Origin of the sequence: Gloeotrichia echinulata CP02, from assembly GCA_038087035.1 — a bacterium.
Lineage (GTDB): Bacteria > Cyanobacteriota > Cyanobacteriia > Cyanobacteriales > Nostocaceae > Gloeotrichia > Gloeotrichia echinulata.
This window is the reverse complement of the sequence record CP051187.1, coordinates 4,200,567-4,219,396: the sequence shown is the minus strand read 5'-3', so window position 1 is coordinate 4,219,396 and position 18,830 is coordinate 4,200,567. Positions and strand designations below refer to the sequence as shown.

At 39.6% G+C, this 18,830-nt stretch carries 15 protein-coding genes and 3 pseudogenes; 6 read left to right on the top strand and 12 right to left on the bottom strand.

Translation table 11 applies throughout. The annotated features are described in order from the left end of the window. Positions 1-5 precede the first annotated feature (5 nt). Positions 6-1,431 (bottom strand): annotated as a pseudogene (locus HEQ19_18620) (ATP-binding protein). 654 nt (positions 1,432-2,085) lie between these two features. On the opposite strand from HEQ19_18620, the gene HEQ19_18615 reads away from it, so the two are divergent. Next, entirely contained in the window at positions 2,086-4,998 is a 2,913-nt protein-coding gene (locus tag HEQ19_18615) for a hypothetical protein (GenBank protein WYM01201.1), read from the top strand. Between the two features lie 179 nt (positions 4,999-5,177). Here the strand turns inward: HEQ19_18615 and HEQ19_18610 are convergent, their stop codons facing one another. The 3 genes from HEQ19_18610 to HEQ19_18600 all read right to left on the bottom strand — a co-directional run bounded on the left by HEQ19_18610 (position 5,178) and on the right by HEQ19_18600 (position 7,347). Next, positions 5,178-5,486, bottom strand: coding sequence for a hypothetical protein (locus HEQ19_18610; GenBank protein ID WYL98123.2), 309 nt, complete (start codon positions 5,484-5,486; stop codon positions 5,178-5,180). Between the two features lie 384 nt (positions 5,487-5,870). Further along, complete coding sequence (locus HEQ19_18605; GenBank protein WYM01200.2) at positions 5,871-6,302, bottom strand: hypothetical protein; 432 nt, start codon at positions 6,300-6,302, stop codon at positions 5,871-5,873. 595 nt (positions 6,303-6,897) lie between these two features. Beyond that, complete coding sequence (locus HEQ19_18600) at positions 6,898-7,347, bottom strand: hypothetical protein (protein ID WYM01199.1); 450 nt, start codon at positions 7,345-7,347, stop codon at positions 6,898-6,900. 1,167 nt (positions 7,348-8,514) lie between these two features. Between HEQ19_18600 and ppk1 the strand changes: the two genes are divergently transcribed. The 3 genes from ppk1 (at position 8,515) to HEQ19_18585 (ending at position 11,445) form a co-directional block, all read left to right on the top strand. Beyond that, positions 8,515-10,728 carry a polyphosphate kinase 1 gene (gene ppk1 / locus HEQ19_18595; protein ID WYM01198.1) on the top strand — a complete coding sequence of 738 codons (2,214 nt, stop codon included), beginning with the start codon at positions 8,515-8,517 and terminating at the stop codon, positions 10,726-10,728. A 158-nt stretch (positions 10,729-10,886) separates the two neighbouring features. Beyond that, the gene (locus tag HEQ19_18590; GenBank protein ID WYM01197.1) at positions 10,887-11,303 is read left to right on the top strand and encodes a response regulator transcription factor; all 417 of its coding nucleotides are present in this window, start codon (positions 10,887-10,889) and stop codon (positions 11,301-11,303) included. Continuing rightward, positions 11,293-11,445 (top strand): hypothetical protein, encoded by a 153-nt coding sequence (locus HEQ19_18585; GenBank protein ID WYM01196.1) that lies wholly within the window; start codon positions 11,293-11,295, stop codon positions 11,443-11,445. The genes HEQ19_18590 and HEQ19_18585 overlap by 11 nt, the downstream gene beginning before the upstream one ends. 7 nt (positions 11,446-11,452) lie before the next feature. On the opposite strand, the gene HEQ19_18580 is transcribed toward HEQ19_18585, so the two are convergent. The 5 genes and pseudogenes from HEQ19_18580 to HEQ19_18560 form a co-directional block, all read right to left on the bottom strand. Next, positions 11,453-11,635, bottom strand: a complete 183-nt coding sequence (locus tag HEQ19_18580) for a hypothetical protein (protein ID WYM01195.1) — start codon at positions 11,633-11,635, stop codon at positions 11,453-11,455. Between the two features lie 320 nt (positions 11,636-11,955). Continuing rightward, positions 11,956-12,747, bottom strand: coding sequence for a transposase (locus HEQ19_18575; protein WZI66957.1), 792 nt, complete (start codon positions 12,745-12,747; stop codon positions 11,956-11,958). Further along, a complete protein-coding gene (locus HEQ19_18570; GenBank protein WYM01194.1) occupies positions 12,719-13,279 on the bottom strand; it encodes an IS630 family transposase in 561 nt (186 codons plus the stop codon). Before HEQ19_18570 ends, HEQ19_18575 begins: the two co-directional genes overlap by 29 nt. Beyond that, complete coding sequence (locus tag HEQ19_18565) at positions 13,240-13,665, bottom strand: transposase (GenBank protein WYM01193.1); 426 nt, start codon at positions 13,663-13,665, stop codon at positions 13,240-13,242. Before HEQ19_18565 ends, HEQ19_18570 begins: the two co-directional genes overlap by 40 nt. Before the next feature lie 54 nt (positions 13,666-13,719). Next, positions 13,720-14,049 (bottom strand): annotated as a pseudogene (locus HEQ19_18560) (helix-turn-helix domain-containing protein). A gap of 429 nt (positions 14,050-14,478) precedes the next feature. Here HEQ19_18560 and HEQ19_18555 point away from each other — a divergent pair. Next, positions 14,479-15,027 carry a DUF2854 domain-containing protein gene (locus HEQ19_18555; protein ID WYM01192.1) on the top strand — a complete coding sequence of 183 codons (549 nt, stop codon included), beginning with the start codon at positions 14,479-14,481 and terminating at the stop codon, positions 15,025-15,027. Positions 15,028-15,095: 68 nt separating this feature from the next. On the opposite strand, the gene HEQ19_18550 is transcribed toward HEQ19_18555, so the two are convergent. Both HEQ19_18550 and HEQ19_18545 read right to left on the bottom strand, forming a co-directional pair. Then, positions 15,096-15,356, bottom strand: coding sequence for a chlororespiratory reduction protein 7 (locus HEQ19_18550; protein WYM01191.1), 261 nt, complete (start codon positions 15,354-15,356; stop codon positions 15,096-15,098). A 68-nt stretch (positions 15,357-15,424) separates the two neighbouring features. Next, positions 15,425-15,589, bottom strand: a pseudogene (locus HEQ19_18545) (IS607 family transposase). Positions 15,590-16,341: 752 nt separating this feature from the next. Here HEQ19_18545 and HEQ19_18540 point away from each other — a divergent pair. Further along, the gene (locus tag HEQ19_18540; GenBank protein WYM01190.1) at positions 16,342-17,364 is read left to right on the top strand and encodes a PleD family two-component system response regulator; all 1,023 of its coding nucleotides are present in this window, start codon (positions 16,342-16,344) and stop codon (positions 17,362-17,364) included. Positions 17,365-17,516: 152 nt separating this feature from the next. On the opposite strand, the gene HEQ19_18535 is transcribed toward HEQ19_18540, so the two are convergent. Continuing rightward, positions 17,517-18,722 (bottom strand): histidine kinase, encoded by a 1,206-nt coding sequence (locus tag HEQ19_18535; GenBank protein WYM01189.2) that lies wholly within the window; start codon positions 18,720-18,722, stop codon positions 17,517-17,519. Positions 18,723-18,830: the final 108 nt, after the last annotated feature.

Here is an 18,830-nt window from a genome sequence, read left to right as displayed (position 1 = left end):
CCTACTTAAGACTCAAAAATTATTGGTAAAATGACTGTGAAAGTAGTACCTTTACCCAAACTACTTTCAACTTGAATCTGACCTTGGTGATGTTCAACAATAGCTTGAGCGATCGCTAGTCCTAATCCTGAACCAGTAACACTTTCTGTGGATTTTACTGTGCTATGGGTACGCGCCGGATCTACTCGATAAAAGCGGTCAAATAAGCGTGGTATTGCTTCTGCGGGAATACCAATCCCTGTATCACTCAGTTTAATTTGTAACTGGGCTGTGCTGTAGCGGATACCAGAGACGCGATTTATTCCCTCTAGACGCGCTAATTCTACATTTACTCTTCCATTAGTTGGGGTGTACTGCAAGGCGTTGCTAATCAAATTGGTGAATAGGCCGCACAAGTTGATCCCAGTTTCCTACAAGTGTAAACCAATTCTCTAACAATTGGGGACTGATGTCTAAAGTGGGAGGATCAGCTAATTTCAAAGAAAGGGTAATTTTTTTTTCCGCAGCTAACAGTTGTTGTTCTTCTAGCACTTCCATTAGCAAGGCGTCCAGCGGACAAGGTAAAAAGCCATCTTTGCTAATACTACTATCTTGACGTGCTAGAAAAAGTAAGTCATTGACTAACTTACCCAAGCGTTGGGTTAGCCGTTCAACTAACTTTAACTGTTGGCGATAGTGTAAAACAATATTAGGTTCTGCTTGTGCTAACTCCAAGTCAGCAAGGGCGACTTGTACATTAGTTTGAATTAAAGTAATAGGACTTCTCAATTCGTGGGAAGCATCAGCAGTAAATTGTTTGAGGCGTTGGTAAGATTCCCTTACTGGTTCCATTGCTTTACCTGAAAGAAACCAGCCACTCGCAGCAACAGAAAGCACCATCAATCCAGTCCCCAACGCTAAATCAACCATCAATTGACGACTGGGTTTAGTAACTTCAAACCAAGGATGGCTCACACGTAAATATCCTAATACTTGCCGTCCAACTTCCACCCGTTTTGTTACTTGTCGTAATAATAGTTCTGAATCTCCCCATCTCCCTGTCTCCCCATCTCCCCCTTCTTTGACGACGCGGACAGTTTCACCAGTCCGATTACTGTGAATGGGGAGATTGAGAGGTTCAGAAAAAGTTGACCAGCGTAATTGACCTGTGGAGCTAAACCACTCTAGGTCAATGTGGTCATCTTCTACGGTATCAGCATTGTCGCGAAAACTAGCTTGTACATTAATGCGGAGTTTATGCGGGTCGCTGTTAACCTTTTCAATGACAAGCGATCGCTCTACTATTTCCACTACATGATTGAGGGTATCGTCAATTCTTTCAATTAGAGTACTGCGAACATATAAATACACTCCACTGGCAAAGAGTAGTAGTAAGACTGCTGTGACAGCAGTGTACCAAATGGCAAGACGACGACGAGTAGTTTGAAACATTTTTTTTACAGAGAAAATAAATGGGTGAGAGAAGATTTAAGTATTTTTACGGATGATTTTAAGTCAGAATTTTTAATTCTAGTGGATTTGCGGAAGTTTAATTTTGTTTATGAGAGTAAAGTCTGGGTGCAGGAAATTTACCTTTAGCTAATTAATTATCCATCAACAAGCTACAAAAATTAATCTTGTTTAGCTACCTATATCGAGATTGCTCGATATAGTTATTTATTTAGTGCATCTCATATCGCTAAAATTTAACCCGATTTTTTAGCTTTCAAAAAGGAATTGATCTCTGATATTTAGCAGTTTCATTACACAAAAAAATGATGCTGATAGATAGATATGCCATCTTTTTGCGTATTCCTAGATAAAGCTATTCAGGGAACTATTCAATGATAGTATCTTCAATTATTTAGTTAGTTACTTAGTTAGTTATTTATTTATTGGCGAATAAAGTAGAATAACCTTCAATATGGATGGTTCGGTTAAGAATATTGGTATGTTTGGCTGAGAAAGGTAGCTTGCTTGCTGAAGGTTAATCCAGCTTTGTTTGGGGTTTGTTGGGTTACGCAAAGACTCAATTCAACCTACACACTTTTATTTTTTGAGCTTAACCGAACCCTATGGGAATAACGTTTTTTTTAAGTATTAAACATGAAAGGCGATATAACAAGAGAAAATATTTTTTTGTGGTTGCTATTACCTAGTGTTTTAACAACAAAAATATCATCTGCTTCATCTGCGATCGCTTCAGAGGTAGAAAATCACAATGTGAATAATTATGAAATTTTAAATCCACAAATAGACTCGACGACAAAACCTGTATTCGAGCAATTATATAACGGACAAAATCCAGGATTTTTGTCACAGAATTTAAAAAATGTTACACCTTCAGTAGAAACAGAAGCTTTACCTGAATTCACAATAAGTGATGTTATCCCAATTGAAGATTTTAAAATAAAACCTCCCAAGCCACCGAGTCAGGATGATAATGAACCTGAAGCAGATATAACTAAACCACCCGTAACAAATAAACCACAAAGAAAGCCATATACAGAAAGCCAAAAAATCTTAATTCAAAAACTCCGCCAATCTAAAATCAAGGAAAATATACAACAAAAAATAATTCTTTATTCTTTGACATCAAGTGCCAATAAATATCCTTGGATCGTTAATCCAACAGATAATTTAACTTTCTCTCCTCAACAATTTAAACCAGATAAAAATGAAAATTATATAAATACAGACCTGAATTTTCAATCTTCCGAAGACAATTTAATTGTCAATAAATTTACCTTTGGTATTTTTCCTAAAAATGACCAGTTTTACTGGTTGCTCAATAACAATAGATTAGTGTTTGAAACTCAGGGGTTACAAGCAGGTATCTTTTATCAAGGGAAAACTAATGAGAGTTCCCTTACCCAAACCATGAGATCAACTCAAGGATTTTGGGGCTTACAATATATCGTAAGTTTACCCGTAGATTTTAAAGATTTAATTGGAGGCGTTACAACCAATAACGATTTTTCCATAGTTTCCATAGCAGGACAACTGATTAATCCTGAAGGTATACCTGCTGGTCAAGTTGTGATTAATAGTGGAGTTAATCTCCAAGATCCTAATGTTACTGTTCTCAAAAATACTGTACCAGTTATTGGTAGTGGTTCCACCTTAAGTCCTGATGGTGGTCAAGCTTTATTTCAAGCCTTAGAAGCTAGCAATTCTCCTCAAATTTTACAAGCCTATCCTACTACAGATCTAAAACCTATATTAGATGGGGGAAATGTCCAACTTAAAAAAGGAGAAATTATCCCTAATTCAGTCTTAGAAGCCGCTGGTATTTTCTGGGGAGATCCATCAACAGGCGAAGGCTTTGGATTTAAGGCTCCTGTATCTTCAGCACCAGGAATTAAAATTGCTCAACCTAGCAAATTTGATAATTATGATTTGTTGAATATAGCAGTTAATCCTTTCCTCACTCCCCTGGAGAGAGATTTACATTATCTCAATTCTTTATTTTGGATATCTCTAGGTAAAAGAACACCCATAGTTAAAACTTTATCTGATACAGAAAAAACTTATGATTGGCAAAGATTGTATGTAAATGTACCGCACAATCGCAGCATTGTTCAATATGACGCCGACAAAATTAGTGCTACTTATTCTAATATTTTTTCTAGTCCAGGATTATCAATCACAGCTAATTTCGCCGATGCTACTATTGATTCCACCCAAACAGCTAATTCTACTTTAGGGCTAGCATTAGGTGGAATTTTTGAAGCAATTACAATAGATAATATTGACCAAAGTTTAGCAGCAGCTCGCGAACAATCAAAAAAAGGAGAAGGTTTTTCACCCTTAACTACCAAGGCTACACCAGATCAACGGAGACAAATTAATAACAGACTTAATCGCACTTTAGCTTATGCTAATTCCAACAGTGGTCTAGAACAGGTATCGGGAACTTTCACAGTTCCCAGCGAAATTACACCCAATGACTCGAATATCTTTCAAATCAGAACAGGTATTTACAAACGTTCAGTTCAGTTTCTTCAAAGAGACGTTAAATTTTTACAAGTACAAGATACATTTTTCTCCGACCTGAGACTTTCTAACAAAAAATTTGGTCCGCTGAGTTTTATTGGAGTTCAAATTCCCTTGAATAACACAGCGATTACTCCTATTAACGAAGCTTCCGGCGCCCAAGTGATTTTGACCAATTCCGATGGTAAAAAATTCGTCCAACAATTTAGTTCTGCAGATAATACAATAGCGCCAGTTCAAGTGAGAACATTTGATTTAGCATTCGATTATTTTGAACTTAGCAGAGTTGACATCATCGATCTTAGTTTTAAAAGTTTTAACGGTTATTTATTGTTACCATCAGTCGAATTATTAGCCGCAGGTACTGTAGGCGATTTTAACTATAGCGTTGGCTTAGGAACTTGGTTTAATATCGACGCCAAGTCAGCACCCGGAGTTAATAATAATAATTTAGGTTTGGCGGAATCCAGTTTAGGTATATATTCTAAAATTCTACTTAACTATATTAAAACTGATGTAGAGTTAGACTTAGCCAAAAGACCTGTTGCTGTCAATACTCACGTACCATCCTTAAGAGTTGATTGGAATAGTGAATCCAATCGCATTAATCCTTTCTCCACCATATTAAGTTATTACTTTAACCATCAAGAAAGATATTTAAGTTTTTCTTTGTCTCCCGCTGTCGCTTTTATTGAAAATAACGGTAATGGAGAATTTTTAGGACTTTTTAATGGTGACTTTACTACAAGCACCGGTTTTAATATAAGTACCAGCCTCGAACTGGGTAAAGATATTTATTATCAATTTCAGAGTTTGCAAAAACTGGATCAACATTTTTCTGTTGGCGCTTATGTCAAAAACTACAGTACAGTCAATCTCGGTTTAAGTAGTCGAGTTGAGGGACTAAACTATGGAGGTATTTTTAGGTATAATCTTCCAGACAGCAATCTATTTTTAGATGCTCAAATTGGTACAGGCGAAAATGGATTTGACGTGAGAATTCAAGGTAGTTATAGTTTTTAAGTAATGAGTAATGAGTAATGAGTAATGAGTAATCAGTAATCAGTAATGAGTAATGAGTAATGAGTAATGAGTAATGAGTAATGAGTAATGAGTAATGAGTAATGAGTAATGAGTAATGAGTAATGAGTAATGAGTAATGAGTAATGAGTAATGAGTAATCAGTAATGAGTAATGAGTAATCAGTAATGAGTAATGAGTAATGAGTAATCAGTAATGAGTAATGAGTAATCAGTAATCAGTAATGAGTAATGAGTAATGAGTAATGAGTAATGAGTAATGAGTAATGAGTAATCAGTAATGAGTAATGAGTAATGAGTAATCAGTAATGAGTAATGAGTAATGAGTAATGAGTAATGAGTAATGAGTAATGAGTAATGAGTAATGAGTAATGAGTAATGAGTAATGAGTAATGAGTAATGAGTAATGAGTAATGAGTAATGAGTAATGAGTAATGAAAGAATTATTAATATATTAACAACTTCAATCAACAAGTTGAAAGAAAAATAAAAAATAATCCACTCCTAACTCCTAACTCATCACTCCTAACTCATCACTCCTAACTCATCACTCCTAACTCATCACTCCTAACTCATCACTCCTAACTCATCACTCCTAACTCATCACTCCTAACTCATCACTCATCACTCATCACTCATCACTCATCACTCATCACTCATCACTCATCACTCATCACTCATCACTCATCACTCATCACTCATCACTCATCACTCATCACTCATCACTCATCACTCATCACTCATCACTCATCACTCATCACTCCTAACTCCTAACTCCTAACTCCTAACTCATTACTCATTACTCATTACTCATTACTCATTTACAAGTATCTGTGGTTATTCCCTGAAAATCCTTTATTCCATAGGCCCTAACGGGGTTTGATCACCAGTAATCGACTGAATTAGAGCAGATGTATTTTCAATTGTGGTTGTATTATTTACTGTTTGTGGAGTTTTAGAAAGCAAAGAGGTGGCGTTATTAGTTATGATTTCAGTAGCTTGTCCTACTCTTAAAGACAGAGAAGATATCCTTTCATTTGTTGTTCCTGTATTACTAAACGTAGGCGTAACTATTAAAGTAGGATTGTTTCCCGAATTAAAATACATACCACTTGGTAAAAACACTTCGCCACTAATACTTTGATAAGCGCCCGAAGGTGAAACTAATGTCACAGCCCCACGCGCAACTGCTTGATCAGCATTTGCTGGCGCAGCTATAAAATTCGCTACACTTACCAAACCTAACAGATAAAAGCTTCTTGTAATATTTTTAGATAATTGGCACAATCGACTACTCATCATTTATTCACTGTTGATGTTGTTTGTTTTGATTGTGCAATATACCTCTTATTTACTAAAAAACTTCGTATAATAGACTACAAAAAATTTGTATATAGCGTTTCCCGCTCAATACTGCTCGGTTAACGAATGTAGAGACGTTACATGTAACTTCTCTACAAGGGTTTCACGCTTTGCGATTTTCAAAACCTACGCAGTATTGGCTGTATGTCTCCTCTCCCGCAAAAATCACAACCCCAGCTTCTTAAAGAAACCAGGGTTGTGAGTAATATAATATTTTGCAATTATTATTTAATTGCTCCCTATTTTAAACCTTAACAAATCATGACATTAAGGTTTAAAGCGTAGTCAGCCAAGGAGCTTTATTCAGAATTACCAAATTCTTTCATACATATACCTAGCATATAGGTAAACATTTATTTACCATTTACTGTAGGCAATAGCCCCGACAATACCCAAACATCTACATCTATGCAATATCCATCCAGGGTCTGAAAGATTATTTCCCAGTCACCCTTCACCCCACGGCTCAAAACCGATGGGTTTTCACGCTTTTGTCATTTTATACAAGGCAAAAATCAGTCTATTCTAAGCCGACGAAGCCATTAGTACCACCAGCTGCTTTGATAATGGCTGTGATATCTTGAAATTTACTGGCTGTAGTACCAGCGTTGATACCCTCGATAATCTTGACAATGGCTGATTCGATATTTGGACTATTTGCACCTGTGACGTTCGATATAATCTCAACTGCACCTGCGTCAAAGGCTAGAGATGTTATGCTTTCAGTAGTCTCTCCCACACCATTTATCTCAGGTGTAACTTTTAAAGTTCCTGTAGTTGGCTTAAAATACATACCGCTAGGTAACACCACTTCACCGCTCACGGTTTCAGTTATACCATCAGCTCTGCTAACTGTAGCAGCAGCGCGAGCAGAAGCTTGACCTGCATTTGCAGGCGCCGCCAATAAATTTGCTGCACTGACCAAACCTAATACACAAACGCTGCTTTTGATGATTATTGAAAGTTTCATGGTTAACAAGCTCCTCTTGTTATGTCCGATTTACGTTTTAAATATAACTTTGCTAACACGGAAGCATCTCAGCACAAATACCGAACTTTGAACATTGTTATGCATAACCCCTGATAGATGTGATGAGTTATACTATTGACAAATCAACCATTACATGTATTGAAATATCTATTCAATAGATCAATAAGGTTGAGTTGGCGCCTTTGGGTTTAACCGAGGAGTGTTGGGGGCGCAAGGCCTTCATTGGTGTCAACTTACAGCCATTTTCAGGTAAATAGACCACAGGGTAGGGGCGCAAGGCCTTGCGCCCCTACGAAGATCTGTGGTTCAAATGAGTGAAAATTGCTGTAAGCTAAAAACCTTGGGCAGTCTCGTTTCCAGCCTCTGGCTGGAAATGCCTATCATGAGGCTCTGCCTCAACTCATCCGTCCTTGAGGCGGCTGCCCACTATATCTCGCTCCCATGCTCTGCGTGGGAGCGAGACAAGGTTCAGTTGGCGCCTTTGGACTTAACCGAGGAGTGTTGGGGGCGCAAGGCCTTGCGCCCCTACAGATTCTCGATGTGTGGCTAGGATTTTTGGAATTGGTTATGATTCAATACTGCGTAGGTTTTGAGCGGGTTTAGGTTATGGAGCAAGAAAAATTAACCAATGCCCAAAATGCCCGATCTCCACGAATAGCCTCGCCGCGTAAGTCTTGTTGGTATTAGATCAAGCCTTGACGCAGCGGTACTTTGAGTCTGATTTGAACGCACCCCATCTAAATCAAAGATTATAGATGGGGATTCGTGCGCTAAGAAGCTGTAATACTTCTTGAGCGTTACCAGGGTTACTGGCGTTCTCAGTGTGTCGTTAGAACTTTCGCTTACGAACACCCTAGTAAAAAGTATTATGAATATAATGACTTTTTACTGGTTATAAATAATTAGTGAAATTGGTCTATGTCTCCGGCCGTAAAGCTTTTACAGTACCGCAAAAACTAATTATTAGAATGATAGCATGAAAGAATAATTGTTGCTGCGCGTTTTATACTGGTTTCGCTTACCCCACCTAAAATGTAAATATTTTTATAGTATTTTTAGGTGGGGACTGCGCGAAACATTTTTGTTCAATTAAGATATTGATTATTCTCCAATTGAATGGGTTGCACCCCCTGCCCAGAGGACACCATGCCAAAATCGAAAAAGAGCGTCACTCCTATCATCAATCTGAGTGACCCGCAATACTACATCAACCGAGAGTTAAGTTGGTTGGAGTTTAATAGCCGGGTGTTGCATGAAGCCTGCGACCAGCGAACGCCCCTGCTAGAAAGGCTCAAGTTTTTGGCAATCTTCAGCTCTAACTTAGATGAGTTTTTTATGGTGCGGGTTGCAGGTTTAAAGCAACAGGTAGAAGCCAAGGTCAGCTTGTTAACTCCCGATGGACGCACGCCACAACAACAGTTAGACGATATTAGGTTTACCCTTAGCCCCCAAGTAACCAAACAGCACCAGCATTTTGAGCAAGTCTTGCGACCTTTGTTAACAAATCACGGTATCCACATTCTGGACTACATAGATTTGACTCAGAAACAGCGGACTTATTTAGATCACTATTTTGAAGAACAAATATTTCCCGTTCTGACACCCTTAGCTGTTGACCCTAGCCATCCGTTTCCCTACATTTCTAATCTCAGCCTGAATTTGGCTGTGATGATCAAAAACCCAGAAACTGAAGAAGAATTTTTTGCGCGGGTCAAGGTCCCGAAAGTTCTACCGCGATTTTTACCTTTACCGCCAGAGTTGGGAGTTAACCACAACGGACAACCAGCCAACTGGACTGGGGTACCTTTAGAACAGGCGATCGCCCATAATTTGGAATCCCTATTTCCGGGCATGAATATCCAAGAATATCATCCCTTCCGCATTACCCGTGACGCCGATTTGGCTCTAGAAGAAGATGAAGCCGATGATTTGCTGTTGGCGATTGAACAAGAACTCCGCAAACGGCGCATGGGTGGGACAACCGTCAGGCTAGAAATTCAATCCCAGACTCCCCAAGCAGTGCGATCGCGATTATTACAAGATTTGGACTTGACAGAAAGCGATGTTTATGAAGTAGATGGACTCTTGGGATTACGGGATTTAATGTACTTTATGGCATTACCCCTAAGCGAACTCAAAGACCCTCCACGTCAGTCTGTAGTCCCAGCCCGCCTGCAACGCCTGCGCGAACCTAGCATCGACTCCGATGGGTCGGAAGTCGAGGAAGGAAAAGACTTTTTTGCTGTCATTCGCGAAAAGGATTTACTCGTACACCATCCCTATCAATCCTTTTCGGCAACTGTAGTCCGCTTTATTACCCACGCCGCCCATGATCCAAATGTACTAGCCATCAAGATGACCCTTTACCGGACTTCTGGTGACTCACCAATAGTCAATGCTTTAATTGATGCTGCAGAAAATGGTAAACAGGTCTCTGTACTAGTGGAATTAAAAGCCCGGTTTGATGAGGAAAATAATATTTACTGGGCAAGGCGTCTGGAAAGAATGGGGGTTCACGTTGTTTATGGTTTGGTTGGGCTAAAGACCCACAGCAAAATTGTCATGGTGGTACGACGCGAAAAAGACCGGATGCGTCGCTATGTGCATATCGGTACTGGTAATTATAACCCAAAAACTGCACGATTGTATACAGATTTAGGATTATTTACCTGTCGTGAAGACTTGGGTTCTGATATCACCGATATATTTAATTTTTTGACCGGCTACTCCCGACAAAAGTCTTATCGAGAATTATTAGTTGCTCCGGTGAATATGCGCGATCGCTTTTTAGACCTAATTCATCGGGAAATCGAAAATGTTCAAAATGGATTTTCCGGGCGCATTGTTGCCAAAATGAATTCCCTAGTCGATCCGCAAATCATCGCTTCTTTATACGAAGCTTCCCGCGCCGGAGTGCAAATTGACTTGATTATTCGCGGCGTTTGTTGCTTGCGTCCAGGACTCAAAGACATTAGTGAAAATATTCGCATTATCAGCATTATTGGTCGTTTTTTAGAACACTCCCGCATTTTTTACTTCTATAACAATGGCCAGGAGGAAATTTATATTGGGAGTGCTGATTGGATGCGCCGCAATTTAGATCGACGAGTCGAAGTAATTACCCCAGTGCAAGACCCAGATATTGCCAAAGATTTGCAAGAAATATTAGGAATTATGCTAGCAGATAACCGCCTAGCATGGGAATTACAACCCAATGGTAGTTACATTCAACGGCGTCCTTGTGAAAATGGTTTAGAAGCTGATTCACAAAAAACCCTCATGAATATGGTATTGCGCTCAACTACTATTGCCTCAACTTTAATTGAGGCAAAAAATCATGCTTATAATCTTGACAATTAGCGCAAGTTACTTTAATTTGGAAAAATTATCTAGTTTTCCCAGTTATTTCCATTAATTGCCGTCGGTACACACATTATTCAACCATAGGATAGAGTAACTGCTGGCACTTGTTCCCATAAACTAGAAAAGTTATTGTGTCCAGTTTTTCTTATCCTTGAATGTTAATGTTGTCCTGTCAGTCTTCTACCTTACGTGTTCTAGTGGTTGATGATCACGAACTGACTCGTTTAACCCTACAATTAGCTTTTTCTTGCCAAGAAAATATTCAAGTTGTAGGTTTAGCCAGTAATGGTCAAGAGGCTATAGATATGGTTAAACGCTGCTACCCTGATGTGATTGTGCTAGATTTGCAAATGCCAGTCATGGATGGTTGGAGTGCCTCTAGTCATATTAAAGCTATATCCCCTAAAACTCAGATACTTGCTTATTCTTCCGTGGAAGATGGGTATTTAAAGGAGACAAAGGCAATGCCTACCTTTGATGATATTTGCAAAAAAGATATCCCTACGACCGAACTCATAGCTTTAGTCAGACAATTAGGACAACGTGCAGGAGACACATCAGGTGCAACATAAAAAACTCCATCCCCTTGTGGACGGAGTTTTAGGATTGGGGATTGGGGATTGGGGATTGGGGATTGGGGATTGGGGATTGGGGATTGGGAAAGCGTTCCAATGCGCTATGCCTTATGCGCTATGCCCAATGCCCAATGCCTGATTTTAGCTTAATTATTTTCTGTTTCCCCAACTGTACGTCTAAATTCATCAATTAAGTCATCTAATTCTTCTAAAGCCTGATTTATGTCAATTCTCAAAGTTCCCAGGTTTGGTTGCTCTAACAAGCTCAGTAGGTACTCGCGTTTACCCTCAACTACGCCAATTCTTTCTTTTAGAGTTTGTAAATCCATTATTTTTTTGCAGTCCTTAAATTAACTTCACATTTAAAATTAACGCAAAACAAGGACGAGGCGGGAAATTTGCCAACTTAATTTGGCTCGCTTCATCGATACATCCAGGGTTTTGGGTCTTCCGTGACGTACTCCACACACTCCCCTTCTCTGCGTACAGACGCACTCGCGTTCGGGTGAGTGTGGGCTTCTCAATGACTTCTCTTTGAGAACATTAATTGAGCTTTGAGGGCGTGCGTCCCACGCGCCTTTATGTTTATGGCAGCGTTCAAATCTCTACACAAACTAGTATGACAAACAGGACAGTTGTGTATTCTTGTCTACGACACGCTTCGCGAATGGGATAACGCTTTTTTAACTTTGTGACCACAGTTAGAACATTCTTGGCTTGTGCCGTTTGGATTTACAGCTATCACCTTCAAACCAGCGTTTGCGGCTTTGTTTGAAAGTATGGTTATGAACTGCCCCCATCCAGCGTCATTAATACTTTTAGCCAGTCTTGTTTTAACTAGTCCTTTTATATTCAACTTCTCAACAGCGACGACATCATACTTATCAAGCAGTGATTTAGCTGTTTTCAAGTGAAAATCTCTGCGAGTATCGGCAACTTTTTTGTGCTGTTTGCCTAGTTTCTCAATAGCTTTTTTGTGACGGTTAGAACCTTTTTTACGTCTTGAAACTTTACGCTGTGCTGATTTTAGTCTACCTTCAGCTTTGCGTAAATGTTTTGGTGTGGCAATTCTCAAACCATCAGACGCTACATAAAAATCAATTAAGCCAACATCAATACCTACAATATTGTCAGGATTGAAATCAGGTTTAATCGTGGGGACTGTTTTATCATCAAGACTTAGAGTTACATAATACCCGTCAGCCTTCTTAGTTACAGATACAGTTTTCATATCAAATCCATCGGGTATTGGGCGATGAACAATTACTTTGATATCACCAATTTTTGATAGGGTAATTTTGTTATCAACAAAATGATGGCTCTTAAATTGGGTATAAGTGAAAGTTTTATATTGCGCTTTACTCTTGAATCTAGGTCTACCAGATTTTTTGCCATTACAGCACTTTCCTGAATCATGAAGTACAGTAGCAGCAGTTAGCAAACCAATTTCGCAGATGCATAGGATTGATTAGATTTAAAGCAATTGCAATCAATACATCTACCATTTGAGTAGTTTTTGGAGAAAATGTTTTGATAAAAGCTTTAAGCTGTGACCACCAATGTTCAATGGGATTAAAATCTGGTGAATAAGAAGATAGATTGATGACACTGGCACCAACAGATTCAATTATGGGCGTAATTTCATCGATCTTATGGGCAAATAGGTTATCCATTATGACAACTGCACCTTTCCATAATTGAGGCACTAACAACTTTTCTATAAACACGCGAAAAGCATTACTATCCATTGAACCATCTAGTGTCATCACAGCCAATACTTTATCCATACTGATTGCGCCGATAATAGTGACTTTTTTACCTCGATAAAATGGTTTTACATCATATACTCTACTTCCTTTTTCACTACGAGCTTTTGGACGCATTAACCCAAGCAGTAAGCCTGCTTCATCCAAAAAAACCAGATTTTTCGGCTCTATATCTCTGACTTTCTCTCTGTATTCACACCTGAGCAATTGAACTCTATCGGTAGCTGCCTGACTGCTGCGAACCGTTTTTTTTTACGAGTTAGATTTAATTTTTGCAATTCTCTACACATCATGCTGGAACTCACTAGTTGCCCCTCAGTTAAGAGCCAATATTCACAATATTCAGAGAGAGTTGCATCTGGATACTTTTTTACCAATGCAACAAGTTGAGCCGCAGAATCTGCTAATACCGCTTTTTTTCTTGTCCCTTGCTTACCAGGATTAACATGTCCTTTCTCTTTATACTGTCTCAACATTTTTTGTACAAAAGCTTTACCAACACCAAAGTTTACAGCTAACTTTCTAACTGAAATATTTCCTAACTGATAAGCATTGACTATTTTTTCTCTCAGATCGACGGAATATGGTTTCATAATAATAATTTATCTATCTTACATATTGTACTTCACATTGCTGGAAAGTGCTGTAACATCACCGCTCAACCATCTGTCAAAAGCCAATTCAACTTTTTTGGGAACTTCCTGTAATACTTGAGAGTGAATTTCTTTGTACCAGGGTCTATCTACTTTGAGTTGAACCAAGGATGCTTTTTGATTGTAGTAGTTAGGTTGTTCTTTTAACTCTGGTAAATGACAAATTAATGGACATCTGTCAATAAGACAACGATTTTGCTCATACCAATCGAACCTTTGAGCAAGCAGATAATTGTATTGATAACGCAGCATTTCCAGAGTTTTATCTATCTTATGAGCTTGCTGTTTAGTTGGCTTGATTTTGTACTGGTATGATGTCTTCATTTTTATCCTTTGTTTTTCGACCTGCAAATAGGATAACATAAACGTAAAGGCAAAGTGTAGGCACTGATGAAAAACAAAGCATTAAACTTGAGAATATCAGAGCGTAGATTAAATAAGCTGCGGTTATATGCAAGTCAAAATGATAAAACCATGACTCATGTAATTGAAGATTTCATAGATTCCCTCAAAGTTAGAAATAGCGAATCGACCCTGTACCCTGTCAATCCTGCGGATTGAATTGGTTGTTGGTCAATTCGTCATCGCCCAAAAATTCATCCCACACCGCCCTACCCTTCTCCTTCGGAGACGCTACGCGAACGGGAACGCTCCGCGAATGGGTCGGATGTGGGATGAATTTTTGTTTCAGCTAAGTTGTAACTTATAGCCGATGATAAGAAAAGTGTTAAGAAATTATACTAACCTCACATCATGTTACGCCAAATTTCCCTGGGAACACTCGGTTTAACCATCGGTAGCATATTAACCATCATCGGCTTTGTGGCTTACGCCCTTGACAATGCCACACTCAACCTTGTGGGATTTTTTTACGGATTTCCTGTTTTACTCGGAGGGTTAGCCCTCAAAGCCAATGAGATCAAGCCCATACCCTTTAGCCAAACCACAACGCCGCCACTGTTGATCCTGCGGAAGGAACAAGCAACTGTAACTCAAAATAAAATTCGCAAAGACATCACCCGATATTGCTATGGTCAAGACGCCCATCTCGATACAGCACTTTCTTATTTAGGTTTGAGTCCCACAGACGCAGAACGACCAATAGTCACAGGATTACGAGAAACCGAAATCAATGGAGCTTATGCTTTAATTGTAGAATTTGATTCGCCATTGATACCAATTAATACTTGGGAAAAAAAGCAGGAAAAAATGACTAAATATTTTGGTCCAGGAGTCGAGGTTCAAATTACACAGACAGGTGAAAATAAAATTGATCTGACGCTGATGACTATTCCACAATAATCAAAGGTTGACTGTTGACGGTTGACTGTTAACTGTTGACGGTTGACTCTTGCCTCTTGGCTAAAAAATTACTTTTCTAACCGCACTGCGTACCATTGTAAATATTGTCCTGCGCCAATATCTAATTCGCAACTTGTATCTATTAAATATTTAGCTTGGGTTTCTACTGCTGCAAATTTTTGTACATCGGGTGGCAAATCTTGAAAATTGAGTGTTTGCAGAACCATTTTGAGCTTTTCTAGTAACTCTGAAGCAGTGATAAATTGTTCTGGCTCGTTTGTTTCTAGAAGAACAAAAACATTCTCTTGATACATTAATGAATCTGGCATTTAAGATTTTCGGTAAATTGATTAACTGTAAATTATATAGAAATCAGGTATTAAGCTTAAGTTCAGCTTTAAATCCTATTAGCAACTTCTTTGAACTCCTCAACAATCTTTTTGTTATTGTTATTTCTACAGCCGTAAAGTCTTGCGGAAAATAGTGTGATTATCGCTAAAACATCTTGGGCTAAGTCTTCCTCAAAGCTACTATCTTCTGTTCTATTGATAATTACTATTTCAGTCCCATTATAACTCTATGGGCAGGAAACTCCATCCCCTTGTGTCCATTGAGCTTGTCTAGGTGAGGTCTAAAGGAACAGCCGCACTTCTTTGCGGACGCTACGCGTAGCTTGCTTCCACGTAGTGGAACTACTACTCTGTCAAGATAAAAATGATGGACTGTAGTGCGGGCATCTTGCCCGCGTGAGCGAGACGCTCACACTACCAAAAATCCCTCAAAACAAAATTGACAGACTACTACAAGAGTTCGGCGAGGCTCACTCGAGCCGCTCTGTTACCACCCGCCGATTTGGTGACAGGTATTGGGCATTGGTGATTATTCGCAAACCGTATTGCTTAAATCGGTGTGAATTTGAAATTTTACACAAAATGGCAATTCTACCTTAACACTGGGGAAATATAAAAATAACAGCTACTACTGTGTCCCTAGCCGGACAAGAAGGTAAATAGCAGGTCAATTAGGATTCTCACTGCGCCAAGCTAAGTTTGTCAATTTGAGATTTTTTTAGTGTAAACCCCTAGTTATCAGTATGGCAGAATTTACCCTCACACAAGAAAAAAACCGAGTTTCTTTCCAGAGACTCATCGTTGAAACCACAGTTTTTTGATTCCTGGTTTCTACATAAATCCAAAATCCCAAATTGAGTGACTGGTGCAAAACAACTATTGCTCACAGGTGATTTAGTTACGGGGGCACGGTTTTCTCAGGTTAGCCCCTAACGATACTCTCATTTTCTGTGGAACGCAACTCATGTCAGCCATAAGCACATTTTCTATTTCCAAGCAACCCCCAATAATTCTGGTAGCTGATGATGACAAGACCATCCGAGTGCTGTTGCGTGAAGCTATGGAACAAGAAGGCTATCGCGTGGTCGAGGTCAATGATGGTAAGCAGTGTTTAGATGCTTACGAGACTATCAAACCGGATATAGTTTTGCTAGATGCGGTCATGCCCGTCATGGATGGCTTCACCTGCTGTAAGCACTTGCTCCAGATTGCTAGGAATAATTTAATTTCAGCACTCGCAACCTTTGATATTGAATCCGCTCTAGGTAATAATGTGATCTCAAAGCTATGGAAGCGGACTCCTATATTAATGATTACCAGTTTGGATGATGAAGCCTCGGTAGATCGTGCTTTTGAGGCAGGTGCGACGGATTACGTCACCAAGCCAATTCACTGGGCAGTTTTGCGTCAGAGATTACGACGACTGTTGCAACAAGCACAAGTTTATAAGCAGTTAGAGGCGGCAAACCAGGCTTTGCAGCATCTGGCCAACGTGGATGGTTTAACTGGGTTGGCTAATCGCCGCCGTTTTGACGATTATCTCAATACTCAGTGGATTAATTTAGCACAGGAGGAATTGCCTTTGTCTCTAATGTTGTGTGATATCGACTTTTTTAAATTCTACAACGATAAATATGGCCATCCTGCAGGAGATGTTTGTTTACAACAGGTAGGTGGTGTGTTAAACCAGAACGCACAGAAAACTCAGGATTTAGTGGCACGTTATGGCGGCGAAGAATTTGCGGTAATTATGCCCAACACCCATGCTGCTGGTGCGGTTCACGTTGCTAAAGGAATGCAAGCTGGAGTCAGAGATTTACAAATTGTGCATCACGGATCTGCAGTTAGCCAGTATGTCACCTTGAGTATGGGGGTGGCGACTATCATTCCCACTTGGGAATCCTCACCCTCAGACTTGATTGTGGCGGCTGATAAAGCACTTTACCAAGCAAAAGCTGACGGACGCGATCGCATTATCCTTAAGTGAGTGCTGAGTTCTTGATTTACTAATGACAACTAAGTAAGTCGGTGGCAATAACCCAAACTATATTACGAAACGTAAATATGCCCCCAATCCTTACCAATGACCAATGACGACCAAAGCCCGTACACCTCAATAGCGACCTACTTAACAACTGACTATGAAGGATATACTGGCAAAGTGAAGTGGAACCAAGCACCGGCATTGGGTACAGAGTCTACCCAAATTTGACCGTAGTGTGCCCGAATAATCTTTTGGCATAAACAAAGTCCAATACCATAACCATCTGTTCCTTCATCCCGTTCTAAGCGGAAGTGATTTTCAAAGATGCGATCGCGATTTTCGTAGGGAATACCAGGACCGGTGTCACCAATACTAAACTGAACTTTTTGGGTAGTACGGTGCAGTCCAGCAATGCTAATCTTACCCCCTTCTGGTGTATATTTTATCGCATTGTCCAATATATTTACTAGCACTTGGCGTATACGTTCTGGATCGGCATACACGTATGGTAAATCTTGAGGTATATCTGTTTCTAACTGTTGAGACTTGGCGATGTAGCGATCGCGCAATTCTTCCAGTACATCTAAACAAAGTTTACCTATTTCTATTTTTTGTGGTATAATTGGAAGTTCCGTATCATTACCTCGACCTACCTGTAAAAGATCTGCAATCATTCGGTCAATAATCTTTGTTTGACTGCGGGCTTGTTTTAATAAGTGGGACGTCATTGCTGGTTTGAGACGCTGGAATTCTCCTGTTTCTATATTGTAGTTAGATTGGAGAGTTTCTATAGCAATGGCCACTGCTGTTAGGGGGTTACGCAGGTCATGTGCCAGGATCGAAATTACCCGGTCTTTAAATTGTACCTGCTCCTGGAGTTTCTCTTTTTCCTGTTTCAAACGAAAAATTTCGTCTGAGAGTCGGATGAGTTCGGACGAAACAGCAACTGAACTGATGGTAGATTTGGCTGATGTCACCCGACCATTGTCTTCCATACGTTCTTGGATCTCTTCTTGGATTTTGACATAAGCATCTATAGCAGCTTGCCAACGAGGCCACCAGTTCTTCAATTGAGCGATGATATTACTCCCAGCTATAACTTGTCTGGGTTCTGGGTGAATCTTAATTAACGCTGGCGTCGCTACTAATTTAAAGTGTTCCGCCAAATAGGGTTGTTGCCCAACATCAATCATTTGTAGTTCAAAATTATACCCAGCCTGTAGTTCTTTTAAGTAAGCGCGGATTCGCTGCACTTGTTGTCGGGACTTGGGGCGTCCATCGACAAATAACAACAGCTGGAGTGGAGCCTCAGAATAGAGCGGCTGATCCTGGGAAACTGACATGTAATCGTATTTCAGCACTGGTAACAACCCGGCGACGCTTTACAGAAAGTAAAATGAACTAACCTTGTCGATGGTCGTTGTTTTCTCTTCAATTTAATATCTATTTTAGATTTTTGATCTACCTAT